The sequence below is a fragment of the Aeromicrobium sp. YIM 150415 genome (assembly GCF_016918125.1).
GTDB classification, from domain to species: domain Bacteria; phylum Actinomycetota; class Actinomycetes; order Propionibacteriales; family Nocardioidaceae; genus Aeromicrobium; species Aeromicrobium piscarium.
The window spans coordinates 33,516-47,051 of sequence record NZ_JAERWM010000025.1; the positions used below are offsets into that span (position 1 = coordinate 33,516).

Here is a 13,536-nt window from a genome sequence, read left to right on the forward strand (position 1 = left end):
CCCACAGTCGGCTCAGCGCAGGTGACGGCGACGCGCCACGAGCACGGCGCACAGCAACGTGCATAGTCCCAGGATGTAGCCGGCGAAGGCCCACGCGGCCGGCTCCCAGGACGTGATGGTCAGCAGGGTGATCACCGCGCCGACGCCGATGAGAGCGTAGAAGGTCGCCTGTTCGGACCAGGGATCGCGCCACGCCTTGACGATCGTCGGCAGGGCCGCCACGCCGTCGGCGACCACGGCGATGATGACGGCCGCGGGCGCCTGCCCGAGACCGATCCACACGCCGAGCGCCACCGCGGCGGTGACCCCGCAGGCCAGATCGAAGGGACCGAGGCTGGCGCGGTGTCGCCGCGCCGCGAGGCTCGCCACGACCACCACCAGCGGCCCGAGCCCCGCGGACAGCGTCGGCACGGCGGGCAGGCCGACCCCGGCGTCGAGCTGGGCGAGGAAGGCGATGAGCGGCGCGGCCGCCCACAGCGACCACGTCACCAGATTGGGCCGGACCCGTCCCGCAACGGTCGCGGCCGCGTAGCGCAGGCTCCCGAACAGTCCGAGCGCCGCGCTGAGGAACACCCAGTTCGGATCCAGCACGAGGGCCTCCTACGACGCCGACGGCGGGAGAGACCAAGTCTCTCCCGCCGTCGGTACGAGCTGTGTCTGGGGACGCCGATCAGCGACCGGCGGCCGCGCGCAGAGCGTCGGCGCGGTCCGTCGACTCCCACGGCAGGCCGGGGCGGCCGAAGTGGCCGTAGGCCGCGGTCTGCGCGTAGATCGGACGCAGGAGGTCCAGGTCGCGCACGATCGCCGCGGGGCGCAGATCGAAGACCTCGAGCACGGCCTCACGGATCGTATCGACCGGAACGGTCTCGGTGCCGTAGGTGTCGACATAGAAACCGACCGGGTGGGCGACGCCGATCGCGTACGCGACCTGCACCTCGGCCTTGGTGGCCAGACCCGCGGCGACGATGTTCTTGGCGACCCAGCGCATCGCGTAGGCGGCGGAGCGGTCGACCTTGCTCGGGTCCTTGCCCGAGAACGCGCCGCCGCCGTGACGCGCATAGCCGCCGTAGGTGTCGACGATGATCTTGCGACCGGTCAGGCCGGCATCGCCCATCGGACCACCGATGACGAACTTGCCGGTGGGGTTGATGTGCAGCTTGGCGTCGCTGCCGTCGATGTCGTAGTCGGCGAGGACCACGTCGATGACGTGCTTCTTCAGGTCCTGCGGCAGCTGGTTCTCGAGGTCGATGCCGTCCTCGTGCTGGGTGGAGATGACGATCGCCTCGACCCGCTTGGGCTTGTCGTCGTCGCCGTACTCGATGGTGACCTGGGTCTTGCCGTCGGGGCGCAGGTACGGCAGCGTGCCGTCCTTGCGCACGCGGGTCAGCTGCTCGGAGAGCCGGTGAGCGATGGTGATCGGCAGCGGCATGAGCTCGGGCGTCTCGTCGATCGCGAAGCCGAACATGAGGCCCTGATCGCCCGCGCCCTGGCGGTCCAGCGGATCCTCCGAGACACCGGTGCGTCCTTCGAAGGCGGTGTCGACGCCCTGCGCGATATCGGGCGACTGCGCGTCGAGGGTGACCTGCACGGCGCAGGACTCTCCGTCGAAGCCCTTGGTGGACGAGTCGTAGCCGATCTCCAGCACCCGGTCGCGCGCGATCCGCGCGATGTCGACATAGGCCTCGGTGGTGACCTCGCCGCCGACCAGGACGAGGCCGGTGGTCACGAAGGTCTCAGCCGCGACGCGGCTCTTGGGATCGACCGCGAGCAGCGCGTCGAGGATGCTGTCGCTGATCTGATCGGCGATCTTGTCCGGGTGACCCTCGGTCACGGACTCGGAGGTGAACAAACGGCTCACGGTGAAGAACTCTCCTGATGATGGACGACGTCAGTACTGTACTAGGCCGTGGCGAGCCCGGCGGGTCATCCCAGTCGTTGGACGATCGTGTCCCAGATCGCGTTCGCGACCTCGGACTTGGCCGCGCGCGCGAGAGGCCGCGCCTCGCCGTCGGCGGTCAGCAGGATGACCTCGTTGTCGTCGGCTCCGAAGACCGCGCCGGCGCTGACATCGTTGACGACCAGCAGATCGCAGCCCTTGCGGGCCAGCTTGGCACGCGCGTGCTCGACGACGGTGGCGTTCTCGTCCCCGGTCTCCGCCGCGAATCCGGCGATGAACGGCTCGCCGGAGCCGCTCGGGCGCGAGCGCACCAGCTCGGCGAGGATGTCGGGGTTCTCGACCAGCTCGATGGTCGGCGCGTCGCCTCCGGGGACCTTCTTGATCTTGGCGTCGGCGTAGTTGGCGGGCCGGAAGTCGGCCGGTGCCGCGGCCATGACCACTGCGTCGGCAGTCGCCGCGGCCTTGACGACCGCGTCACGCAGCTCGGCCGTGGTGACGACGTCGATGCGCTCGACACTTGCCGGGGCCGGAAGGGAGACATTCGCGGCCACCAAGGTCACCTCGGCTCCGCGGGCGGCCGCTGCCTGCGCGAGCGCCAGGCCCTGGCGGCCCGAGGAGCGGTTGCCCAGGAAGCGCACCGGGTCGAGGAACTCGCGGGTGCCACCGGCGCTGACGACGACCCTCCGACCGGTCAGGTCCTGGGGACGGCCGTCGAGGACGCGCAGACACGCGGCGAAGATGTCCTCGGGCTCGGGCAGCCGCCCGGCTCCGGAGTCAGCCCCCGTCAGGCGTCCGACCGCCGGTTCGATGACGGTCGAGCCCCGCCCGCGCAACGTCGCGACATTGGCCCGGGTGGCGGCGTTCTCCCACATCTCGGTGTGCATCGCCGGGGCGAAGACGACCGGGCAGCGCGCGGTGAGCAGCGTATTGGTGAGCAGGTCGTCCGCGAGACCGTGCGCGGCCTTGGCCAGCGTGTTGGCTGTCGCGGGAGCCACCACGACGAGATCGGCGTGCTGCCCGATCGCGACGTGCGGCACCTGCGGCACGTTCTCGAAGGTGCCGGTCTGCACCGGCTTGCCCGACAACGCCTCCCAGGTCGCCGCGCCCACGAACTCGAGCGCGGCCTCGGTGGGGACGACTCGCACGTCGTGACCGGCCTCGGTGAACAGCCGCAGGAGCAGCGCCGCCTTGTAGGCCGCCACTCCCCCGCTGACACCGAGCACGATCGAGCTCATGCCGGCACCGTCTCAAGGAAAAGCAGCGTAGACCGGCACCGGCATGACGACATCTCGATCGGTCGCTCGCTGCGCTCGCTCATGCCGGCACCGTCTCAAGGAAAAGCAGCGTAGACCGGCACCGGCATGAGGACATCTCGATCGGTCGCTCGCTGCGCTCGCTCATGCCGACACCGTCTCAAGGAAAAGCAGCGTAGACCGGCACCGGCATGACGACATCTCGATCGGTCGCTCGCTGCGCTCGCTCATGGGTGCAGAGTCAGCTCTCGCCGGCCGCGTCGCGTGCGGCCTGTGCGGCAGCCGCCTCGGCCTCGGGATCGATGTCCTCGACGGTCAGGAGGTTCTCGTTGATCTCGCGGAGGGCGATCGAGAGGGGCTTCTCCTGCACCTCGGTCTCCAGCAGCGGACCGACGTACTCGAGCAGGCCCTCGCCGAGCTGCGAGTAGTAGGCATTGATCTGGCGAGCCCGCTTGGCGCTGTAGAGCACCAGCTTGTACTTGGACTCGGACTTCTCCAGCAGGTCGTCGATAGGAGGATTGGTGATGCCTTCGGCGGCGGAACGGGTGGTGGACACGAAGATCCGCACCTCTCGTGGTCGGTGTGTAGGGCGAGCGCGGCGACGGTCGTGCGCGACGGCGGGCAGGGCCGCGTGGCTATTCGGCGGTCGAGGAGCTCATGTTCGAGAACAACTCTACCAACTCCGCGCACGCTTCATCGACATCGGTGTTGACGATCGTGACGTCGAACTCGGCTTGCGCGGCCAGTTCCTCGCGTGCCGTCCGCAACCGGCGTTCACGCTCGGCCTCCGTCTCGGTTCCGCGGCCGACCAGTCGTCGCACGAGCTCGTCCCAGCTGGGCGGCGCGAGGAACACCATGAGCGCCTCGGGCATCCGCTCGCGCACCTGGCGCGCCCCCTGCAGATCGATCTCGAGAAGCGCCGAATCGCCGGCGGCCAGCCGCTCCTCGACGGCGGCGCGCGGCGTGCCGTACCGGTGCCGCCCGTGCACGACCGCCCACTCAAGCAGTCCGTCCTCGGCGATCAGCCGATCGAACTCCTCCTCGGTGATGAACCAGTAGTGCCGGCCGTCGACCTCACCGGGACGCGGCGCCCGGGTGGTGACCGATACCGAGATCCAGATATCCGGCTGGGTCTCGCGGACGCGCGCGGCGACCGTGCCCTTGCCGACCGCGGTGGGCCCGGCGAGAACCACCAGGCGCGAAGGAGCGGTCATCGGCCGCGGCGAGCGAACTCGGCGACGAGGTCGCGCTGCTGGTGAGGCCCGAGACCCCGCAACCGGCGCGACTCGGCGATGCCGAGCCGCTCCATGATCTCCTTCGCCGTGATCTTGCCGACGCCGGGCATCGACTGCAGCAGGTCGAGGACCTTGATCTTGGCGATCGCCTCATCGGAGCCGGCGAGCTTCAGCACATCGGCGATCGAGGCGCCCGAGTGCTTGAGCCTATTCTTGACCTCGGCGCGCACCGCCCGCGCGCGGGCGGCCTTGGCCAGCGCCTCACGTCGTTGCTCATCGGTCAAGGGTGGCAGGGCCATCGTTACTCCTTCGCCTCCGGCTGCTCGAGGGTGACGCCGCACTGGTCGTCGATATCGGCGACCACGGCCCTGCGCTGCTCGACGGTGTCGTTGAATGCCTGATACGACGCGTTGAGCGCGTCGCGCTGCTCCTGGGACAACTGCGCCACCGTGTCAGAGTCGCCCATGTTCTCCAACGGTACGCCTGCCTCGGACTGCGCGGCGATGACACCGTCGGTGACCTCGGCGATGGTCTCCCAGTCGGGGGCGATGGACTCCGGTGCGGCCTCAGCGATCTCCTTGGCCGCCGTGGCGTAGTCGGCATAGGCGGCGTCGGTGCGCTCGGCGCCGAAGGAGTTCAACGTCTCCTCGTGCTCCTTGACCGCGTCGCAGTACGGATCGCTGCCGAAGCAGCCCGACAACGTCGTCGTCGCCAGCAGCACCACGGCTGCGCCAACCCACCGGTTCCTCACTCCCACGACCCTACTAGGTCGCCACGCGATCCGACGCCTAGGTCAAGGAGCGCTCCGGTCCTCCCGGGAGGACCTGTGGAGCATCGCCAGCTCCTCGCGCAACGCACGTTCGAAGGCGGGGACATCGTTGCTCACCGTGCTGCGGATGATCACTGGATCCGTGGTGAGATATCCGTGGGCGATCCTGTTCCGCATGCCCCAGATGTCGCGCCATTCCGTAGAGAACAGGCGTTGGCCAAGAGCTGGGTCGCCGTCATGCACAGCCGTGATGGCAGCCAGGAGCCGCATACTCACAGCATCGGCGATCACGTTCTCACGAATGTCGCCCTGCGCGAGATGACGATGCATGGCATCCAAATGCTCGAGAGCCGCAGCAATGCGCTCGGCGTCAGCCCGGGTGCTCACAGCGGCCGCGCATCTTTCTCGACGTTCGCGCGCGCCGTGGTGAGCAGAGCGGTCTCGGGCACGAGGTCGACGGCGACCCCAAGAATCTCCGAAAGCTCCCGTTCCACTCGGCTCATCGTCAGCAACCCCATCCCTTCGGGGCATTCGAAGAGCAGATCAACATCGCTCTCATCGTCGGCGTCGCCTCGAGCCACCGAGCCGAAGACTCGGACATGCGCGAGGCCGTACTGCTCGAATACAGCCTCCAGCTCTCCCTGGTGCTGAGCGAGAAGAGCACGCAGTTCCATCGATCGCCGGGTAGGAGCGAGCGTCGCCATGACACCAGGATACGCCCGACCGAGCATGACCCCGGCCATTCCGCGTACCCAGACCCCGTGTGAGGGGGCTAGCTGCGTCGGAGCTGCTCGTTGAGGTCGAGGGCGGCGGCACGCAGCGCACCCGCGTCAGGGCCCGCGGAGAGCACACCGCGAGAGGTCGAGACGAGCAGCCGCTCCGGTGGCAGGTGGCCGAACAGCCGGTCGAGGTCGCCTGTTCCCCCGCCCTGCGCACCGAAGCCGGGGACGAGCAGCGGACCGCCGATATCGAGATCCTCATCGGTCTCGCCGATCGTTGCGCCCACGACAGCGCCCAGCGGGCCCATGGGCTCCAAGCCCTCGTTGGCCGCCTTGAGCTGCGCGAGCACCGAGCCCGCCACGGTGCGGCCCGACTCGGTCACGGCGTGCTGGACCTGGGGCGCCTCCGGATTCGAGGTCAGCGCGAGCACGAAGACTCCCGCATCGTTGAGCTCGGCGGTCGCGAAGAACGGCGTCAGGGTGCCGAAGCCCAGATACGGGCTCACCGTGACCGCGTCGACCGCCATCGGCGAGTCCTCATCCAGATAGGCCGTCGCATAGGCCGCGGCCGTCGAGCCGATATCGCCGCGCTTGATGTCGAGGACCACCAGCGAGCCGGTGTGGCGCAGGTCGGCGATCGTACGCTCCAGTACGGCCACTCCCCGAGAACCGAAGCGCTCGAAGAAGGCCGACTGGGGCTTGACGAAGGCGACCTGTCCGGCGAACGCCTCGACGCAGGTGGCGGCGAACCGTTCGAGGCCCTCGACGGAGTCCTCCAGCCCCCACTGCTCCAGCAGTCCGGGATGCGGGTCGATGCCCACGCAGACCGGACCGTAGGCCAGGGACGCGGCCTGGACCCGCGATCCGAAACTCATTCGACCGACCCTACGACCGACGTGGTCTCGATACGCCGCTCGTCCCTCGCGGCTGCTCGACCACCGGAGGAGAGACTCGACCGTCCTTCACCGATCGAGGTCGCCCAGGACTGCAGCGAGCGCACGCCGATCGACTCGGCGATCTGGGTCTCGATGCCCTGCACGGCAGCCGCCAGCCCCTGGACCGTCGTGATGCACGGGATCCCCTCGGCCACCGCGGCCGTCCGGATCTCATAGCCGTCCACACGCGGGCTGCCGCCGCTGGTGATGCCGTGCGGCGTGTTGATGATCAGCTGCACATCACGGGCGTGGATCTTGTCGACCACGGTGCTGCGTGCGCTGCCGTCCGTGTCACCTTCGTGGAGCTTGCGCAGGACGGTCGCCTGGACGCCGTTACGACGCAGCACCTCGGCCGTGCCCGTCGTGGCGAGAATCTCGAAGCCGAGATCGGCCAACCGCTTGACCGGGAAGATCATGTGCCGCTTGTCGCGATTGGCGACCGACACGAAGACCTTGCCCGAGGTCGGCAGACCGTTCTGCGCACCGGCCTGACTCTTGGCATAGGCCGCCCCGTAGTACGCGTCGATGCCCATGACCTCGCCCGTGGACCGCATCTCCGGGCCCAGCACCGTGTCGACATAGGTGCCCTCGTACGTGCGGAACCGGTTGAACGGCATCACGGCCTCCTTGACCGCGATCGGCGCCTCGATCGGCAGGGTGCCGCCGTCGGTGCCTTCGGGCAGGACCCCCGCCGCGCGAAGCTCGGCGATCGACTCGCCCAGCATGAGCCGGGCAGCGGCCTTGGCCAACGGCGTGGCCGTCGCCTTGGAGACGAACGGAACCGTCCGCGATGCGCGCGGATTGGCTTCCAGCACGAACAGGGTGTCCGAGCTCAGGGCGAACTGGATGTTGATGAGCCCGCGGACCCCGACCCCGTCGGCGATCGCCTCGGTGGAGGCGCGGATCTTGTCGATCTCCAGCTGCCCGAGGGTGATCGGGGGCAAGACGCAGGCCGAGTCGCCCGAGTGCACGCCGGCCTCCTCGATGTGCTCCATGATCCCGCCGAGGAACAGCTCGGTTCCGTCGTAGAGCGCGTCGACGTCGATCTCGACCGCGTCATCGAGGAAGCGGTCGACGAGGACGGGGCGCTCCGGCGAGATCTCGGTGGCCGTGCGGATGTAGCTCTTGAGCGCCTCCTCGTCGTACACGATCTCCATGCCGCGTCCGCCGAGCACATAGGACGGGCGGACGAGCACCGGATAGCCGATCTCGTCGGCGACCCGCTTGGCGCCCTCGAAGGTCGTGGCCGTGCCGTGCTTGGGCGCCGGCAGGCCGGCCTCCTCCAGCACGCGGCCGAACGCGCCGCGCTCCTCGGCGAGGTCGATGGCCGAGGGCGGCGTTCCGACGATGGGCACCCCCGCGGCCTCGAGACCGGCGGCGAGCCCGAGCGGCGTCTGGCCGCCCAGCTGCACGATGACGCCCGCGACGGGTCCGGCCTGCTGCTCGGCGTGCACGACCTCCAGCACGTCCTCGAGCGTCAACGGCTCGAAGTAGAGGCGGTCGCTCGTGTCGTAGTCGGTCGAGACGGTCTCGGGATTGCAGTTGACCATGACCGTCTCGTAGCCAGCCTCGCTCAGCGCGAGCGCCGCGTGCACGCATGAGTAGTCGAACTCGATGCCCTGGCCGATGCGGTTGGGCCCACTGCCGAGGATCAGCACCGCAGGACGCTCACGGGGCTCGACCTCGGTCTCCTCGTCATAGGACGAGTAGTGGTACGGCGTCTGCGCGGCGAACTCCGCCGCACAGGTGTCGACCGTCTTGTAGACCGGCCGCACGCCGAGAGCATGACGCACCCCCCGCACCACGTCGGCCGACATCGCGCGGATGCGGCCGAGCTGGCTGTCGCTGAAGCCGTGCCGCTTGGCCCGGCGCAGCAGGCCCGGCGACAGCTCCTCGGCCTCGATGAGCTCCTGCGCGACCTCGTTGATCAGCATGAGCTGGTCGACGAACCACGGATCGATGCCCGTGGCCTCGAAGACGTCATCGGGGGTCGCGCCGGCACGGATGGCGTCCATGACCTTCTTGAGCCGTGCGTCGTGAGGAACGGCGATCTCGGCGAGGAGCGTCTCCTTGTCGAGATCGACCCACTCCTTGGTCCAGTCGAACTCCGCACCATTGCGTTCCAGCGAGCGCAAGGCCTTCTGCAGCGCCTCGGTGAAGTTGCGCCCGATCGCCATCGCCTCGCCGACGGACTTCATATGCGTCGTCAGCGTCGCGTCGGCGGCCGGGAACTTCTCGAAGGCGAACCGCGGCACCTTGACGACGACGTAGTCGAGGGTCGGCTCGAAGGAGGCCGGAGTCTCGGCGGTGATGTCGTTGGGGATCTCGTCGAGGGTGTAGCCGATGGCCACCTTGGCCGCGATCTTGGCGATCGGGAAGCCGGTGGCCTTCGAGGCCAGCGCACTCGACCGGGACACGCGCGGGTTCATCTCGATGACGACGATGCGTCCGTTCGCGGGGTCGACCGCGAACTGGATATTGCAGCCGCCGGTGTCGACGCCGACCTCGCGGATGACCCCGATCGAGATATCGCGCAGCCGCTGGTACTCCACATCGGTGAGGGTCATGGCGGGAGCGACGGTGATCGAGTCGCCCGTGTGCACCCCGACCGGGTCGACATTCTCGATCGAACAGACGATCACAACATTGTCGGCCTTGTCGCGCATGACCTCCAGCTCGTACTCCTTCCAGCCGAGGATCGACTCCTCCAGGAGGACCTCGGTGGTGGGGCTGAGCGCGAGGCCGTTGCCGGCGATGCGGTGCAGGTCCGCCTCGTCGTACGCGAGCCCTGAGCCGGAACCGCCCATCGTGAACGAGGGACGCACCACCACGGGGTACCCGAGCTCACCGACGGCTTCGAGGCACTCCTCCATCGAATGGCAGATGGCGCTCTGGGCGACCTCGGCACCCCACTCGGCCGGGAGCCCCTCGACGATCTCCTTGAAGATCTCGCGGTTCTCGCCCTTCTCGATGGCCTCGACCGAGGCTCCGATGAGCTCGACCCCGTATTTCTCCAGCACACCGTTGTCGTGCAGGGCGATCGCCGCGTTGAGGGCGGTCTGGCCGCCGAGAGTCGGCAGCAGCGCGTCGGGGCGCTCCGCGGCGATGACCTTCTCGACGAACTCGGGCGTGATCGGCTCGACGTAGGTGGCGTCAGCGAACTCCGGATCGGTCATGATCGTGGCCGGATTGGAGTTCACCAGGATGACCCGGATGCCCTCCTCGCGCAGTACCCGGCAGGCCTGTGTCCCGGAGTAGTCGAACTCGCAGGCCTGGCCGATGACGATCGGGCCGGAGCCGATGACGAGGACGGACTCGATGTCGTTCCGCTTGGGCATGTCAGACCGTCCCCTCGGGCGTGGTGGTGGACCGGCTCATGGTCTCGACGAACCGGTCGAACAGATAGGCGGCATCGTGCGGGCCCGCCGCGGCCTCGGGGTGGTACTGGACGCTGAAGCCGGGCTGCTCGCGCAGCGCGAGCCCCTCGACCACGTCGTCGTTGAGGCCGACGTGCGTGACGTGCGCGGGCCCGAACGGCGTCTCGAAGTCCGTGTCGAGCGGAGCATCGACCGCGAAGCCGTGGTTGTGCGCGGTGACCTCCACCTTGCCGGTGGTCCGGTCCTGCACCGGCTGGTTGATGCCGCGGTGGCCGTAGGCGAGCTTGTAGGTGCCTCGCCCGAGCGCGCGACCGAGGATCTGGTTGCCGAGGCAGATCCCGAAGAAGGGGATCTTGCGTTCGAGCACTCCTCGCACGACCTCGACGGGGCCGTCCGCGGTCGCCGGGTCGCCCGGCCCGTTGGAGACGAAGACGCCATCGGGATCGACGGCGAGGACATCGTCGATGGTGGAGGTGGCCGGCAGGACGTGGACCTCGATGCCGCGCTCGGCCATCCGCCGGGGCGTCATGCCCTTGATGCCCAGGTCCAGTGCGGCGACGGTGTACCGCTTCTCCCCCACCGCCGGGACGACATAGGCCTCGGAGGTGGTCACATCGGCGAGGAAGTTCGATCCGGTCATCTGCGGGGCCTCGTTGACCTGCTTGACGAGCGCGTCGGTGTCGAGGGTCTCGCTGCTGATCGCGGCACGCATCGAGCCCCGCTCCCGCAGGTGCCGGGTCAGGGCCCGTGTGTCGACGCCGCTGATGCCCACGACTCCCTCGTCGCGCAGCAGCTCGTCGAGGGTGCGGTCGGCCCGCCAGTTCGAGGAGCGACGCGCGGGGTCGCGCACGACATATCCCTCGACCCACACCCGCCGGGACTCGAAATCCTCGGCATTGGCGCCCGTGTTGCCGATATGCGGGGCTGTCATGACCACGATCTGGCCGCGATAGGAGGGATCGGTCAGCGTCTCCTGGTAGCCGGTCATACCGGTGTTGAAGACGATCTCGGCGATGGTGGTGCCCTGCGCGCCGTAGGACTCGCCGTGGAAGACACGGCCGTCCTCGAGCACGATCACGGCAGGGATGCTCCCGGTCATGCGGAGACCTCCTGTTCGATGAGGGCGCCGTCGAGGACGGTCGGGCGGCCGCGCAGCAGCGTGGCGACGACCCGGCCGGGCAGCTCGATACCGGCGTAGGGGGTGTTGCGGGACAGCGAGGCGGTATCGGCGGGCTCGACCACGCGGGTCGCCGCGGGATCGTAGACGACGATATTGGCCGGCTCACCGACCGCCAACGGGCGTCCGTGCCGTTCCACGCGCCCGATACGCGCGGGCGCCGCAGACATCGACTCGGCCACGCGCTCCCAGCCGATCGCGCCGGTGTCGACCATCGTCTGCTGCACGATCGACAGCGCGGTCTCCAGACCGAGCATGCCGAAGGCGGCGACATCCCACTCGCACTCCTTGTCCTCCATCGGATGCGGTGCGTGGTCGGTGGCGACGATGTCGATCGTCCCGTCGGCCAGGCCCTCGCGGACCGCGGCGACGTCGTCCGCGCTGCGCAACGGCGGGTTGACCTTGTAGATCGGGTCGTAGCTGCGGACGAGCTCGTCGGTGAGCAGCAGGTGGTGCGGGGTGACCTCGGCAGTGACGTCGATGCCGCGGCTCTTGGCCCAGCGCACGATCTCGACCGAGCCGCGTGTGGACAGGTGGCAGACATGCAGCCGCGAGCCGACATGCTCGGCGAGCAGCACGTCGCGGGCGATGATCGCCTCCTCCGCGACCGCCGGCCAGCCCGCGAGTCCCAGCTCGCCGGACAGCGCACCCTCGTTCATCTGCGCGCCCTCGGTGAGCCGCGGCTCCTGCGCGTGCTGGGCGACGACGCCGTCGAAAGCCTTGACGTATTCGAGCGCCCTCCGCATGAGCACAGCGTCCGAGACGCACTTGCCGTCATCGGAGAACACCCGCACACCGGCGGCTGAGGTCGCCATGGCGCCCAGCTCGGCGAGGCGCTCCCCCTCCAGGCCGACGGTGACGGCGCCGATCGGCTGCACATCGCAGAATCCGTGCTCGACACCGAGCCGATAGACCTGCTCGACGACACCGGCGGTGTCGGCGACGGGCTCGGTATTGGCCATCGCGTGCACGCAGGTGAAGCCACCCCGTGCCGCAGCCTGCGAGCCGGTGCGGACGGTCTCGGCGTCCTCGCGTCCCGGCTCGCGCAGGTGAGTGTGGAGGTCGACGAGACCGGGCAGCGCGATATGTCCGCCGCCCTCGATGACCTCGTCGCCCTCGAGTCCGGTGCCGATAGCGGTGATGACACCGTCCTCGATGGCGATGTCGACGGGCTCCCCGCCCAAGGGGCGCACCTGACGCAGGATCGTGGTGGCAGTGCCCATTGTTCGCTCGCTCATGCCGTCTCCTCGTTCTCGGCGCCGCCGAGCAGTAGATACAGGGCGGCCATCCGCACGGCGACGCCGTTGGTGACCTGTTCGACGATGACCGAGCGCGGTGAGTCCGCGACATCGGCCGTGATCTCCATACCCCGGTTCATCGGGCCGGGGTGCATGACGATGGCGTGGTCGGGCAGCCGGTTCATGCGGGCGGTGTCGAGCCCGTAGCGGCGGCTGTACTCCCGGGCGCTGGGGAAGAACGAGGCGTTCATGCGCTCGCGCTGCACCCGCAGCATCATGACGGCATCGGCCTTCTCCAGGCTGTCGTCGAGGTCGTAGGAGCAGGTCACCGGCCAGCTCTCGACGCCGACGGGCAGCAGGGTCGGGGGCGCCACGAGAGTGACCTCGGCACCGAGGGTGTGCAGCAGCAGGGCGTTGGACCTCGCGACCCGGCTGTGCAGGACATCGCCGACGATCGTGACGCTCTTGCCGGCCAGATCGCCGAGATGGCGGCGCATCGTGAAGGCATCGAGCAGCGCTTGGGTCGGATGCTCGTGCATGCCGTCGCCCGCGTTGACCACCGCACCGCTCATCCAGCGGTTGGTGGCGAGCCGATGGGGAGCGCCCGAGGCGGGGTGCCGGATCACGACGGCATCGGCGCCCATGGCCTGCAGGGTGAGAGCGGTGTCTTTGAGGCTCTCGCCCTTGCTGACGCTCGAGCCCTTGGCCGAGAAGTTGATGACATCGGCGGACAGGCGCTTGGCCGCGGCCTCGAAGGAGATGCGCGTGCGCGTCGAGTCCTCGAAGAAGAGGTTCACGACGGTGCGGCCGCGCAGCGTGGGCAGCTTCTTGATCGGCCGCTGGGCGACGCCGAGCAGCTCCTCGGCGGTGTCGAGCACACGGGTGGCGGCCTCGTGGTCCAGGTCCCCGGCGGAGAGCAGGTGTCGGGGCATCGCC

14 protein-coding genes are annotated in these 13,536 nt (G+C 69.0%); all 14 read right to left on the reverse strand.

The annotated features are described in order from the left end of the window. Nucleotides 1-12: 12 nt before the first annotated feature. The 14 genes from JL108_RS15785 to JL108_RS15850 all read right to left on the reverse strand — a co-directional run bounded on the left by JL108_RS15785 (nucleotide 13) and on the right by JL108_RS15850 (nucleotide 13,532). Complete coding sequence (locus tag JL108_RS15785; RefSeq protein ID WP_205199130.1) at nucleotides 13-591, reverse strand: hypothetical protein; 579 nt, start codon at nucleotides 589-591, stop codon at nucleotides 13-15. Between the two features lie 79 nt (nucleotides 592-670). Beyond that, nucleotides 671-1,858, reverse strand: coding sequence for a methionine adenosyltransferase (gene metK, locus JL108_RS15790; protein ID WP_143914013.1), 1,188 nt, complete (start codon nucleotides 1,856-1,858; stop codon nucleotides 671-673). A 65-nt stretch (nucleotides 1,859-1,923) separates the two neighbouring features. Then, nucleotides 1,924-3,132, reverse strand: a complete 1,209-nt coding sequence (gene coaBC, locus JL108_RS15795) for a bifunctional phosphopantothenoylcysteine decarboxylase/phosphopantothenate--cysteine ligase CoaBC (protein WP_205199131.1) — start codon at nucleotides 3,130-3,132, stop codon at nucleotides 1,924-1,926. A gap of 259 nt (nucleotides 3,133-3,391) precedes the next feature. Beyond that, complete coding sequence (gene rpoZ / locus JL108_RS15800; protein WP_143914015.1) at nucleotides 3,392-3,706, reverse strand: DNA-directed RNA polymerase subunit omega; 315 nt, start codon at nucleotides 3,704-3,706, stop codon at nucleotides 3,392-3,394. A 79-nt stretch (nucleotides 3,707-3,785) separates the two neighbouring features. Beyond that, the gene (gene gmk / locus JL108_RS15805) at nucleotides 3,786-4,364 is read right to left on the reverse strand and encodes a guanylate kinase (RefSeq protein ID WP_143914016.1); all 579 of its coding nucleotides are present in this window, start codon (nucleotides 4,362-4,364) and stop codon (nucleotides 3,786-3,788) included. Then, nucleotides 4,361-4,684 (reverse strand): integration host factor, actinobacterial type, encoded by a 324-nt coding sequence (gene mihF, locus JL108_RS15810; RefSeq protein ID WP_205199132.1) that lies wholly within the window; start codon nucleotides 4,682-4,684, stop codon nucleotides 4,361-4,363. The genes gmk and mihF overlap by 4 nt, the downstream gene beginning before the upstream one ends. Before the next feature lie 2 nt (nucleotides 4,685-4,686). After that, nucleotides 4,687-5,136: a hypothetical protein gene (locus tag JL108_RS15815; protein ID WP_143914018.1), complete on the reverse strand. Its 450-nt coding sequence runs from the start codon at nucleotides 5,134-5,136 to the stop codon at nucleotides 4,687-4,689. A 42-nt stretch (nucleotides 5,137-5,178) separates the two neighbouring features. Beyond that, nucleotides 5,179-5,541, reverse strand: coding sequence for a HepT-like ribonuclease domain-containing protein (locus JL108_RS15820; protein ID WP_205199133.1), 363 nt, complete (start codon nucleotides 5,539-5,541; stop codon nucleotides 5,179-5,181). Beyond that, complete coding sequence (locus tag JL108_RS15825) at nucleotides 5,538-5,858, reverse strand: nucleotidyltransferase family protein (protein ID WP_205199134.1); 321 nt, start codon at nucleotides 5,856-5,858, stop codon at nucleotides 5,538-5,540. The genes JL108_RS15820 and JL108_RS15825 overlap by 4 nt, the downstream gene beginning before the upstream one ends. Nucleotides 5,859-5,926: 68 nt before the next feature. Further along, a complete protein-coding gene (pyrF, locus tag JL108_RS15830; RefSeq protein ID WP_205199135.1) occupies nucleotides 5,927-6,748 on the reverse strand; it encodes an orotidine-5'-phosphate decarboxylase in 822 nt (273 codons plus the stop codon). Next, a complete protein-coding gene (carB, locus tag JL108_RS15835; protein WP_205199136.1) occupies nucleotides 6,745-10,146 on the reverse strand; it encodes a carbamoyl-phosphate synthase large subunit in 3,402 nt (1,133 codons plus the stop codon). Before carB ends, pyrF begins: the two co-directional genes overlap by 4 nt. A 1-nt stretch (nucleotide 10,147) precedes the next feature. Next, a complete protein-coding gene (gene carA, locus JL108_RS15840; protein WP_143914023.1) occupies nucleotides 10,148-11,284 on the reverse strand; it encodes a glutamine-hydrolyzing carbamoyl-phosphate synthase small subunit in 1,137 nt (378 codons plus the stop codon). Beyond that, nucleotides 11,281-12,600, reverse strand: a complete 1,320-nt coding sequence (locus JL108_RS15845; protein ID WP_240191332.1) for a dihydroorotase — start codon at nucleotides 12,598-12,600, stop codon at nucleotides 11,281-11,283. The genes carA and JL108_RS15845 overlap by 4 nt, the downstream gene beginning before the upstream one ends. Next, a complete protein-coding gene (locus tag JL108_RS15850; protein ID WP_307837298.1) occupies nucleotides 12,597-13,532 on the reverse strand; it encodes an aspartate carbamoyltransferase catalytic subunit in 936 nt (311 codons plus the stop codon). The genes JL108_RS15845 and JL108_RS15850 overlap by 4 nt, the downstream gene beginning before the upstream one ends. Between the last annotated feature and the right edge of the window lie 4 nt (nucleotides 13,533-13,536).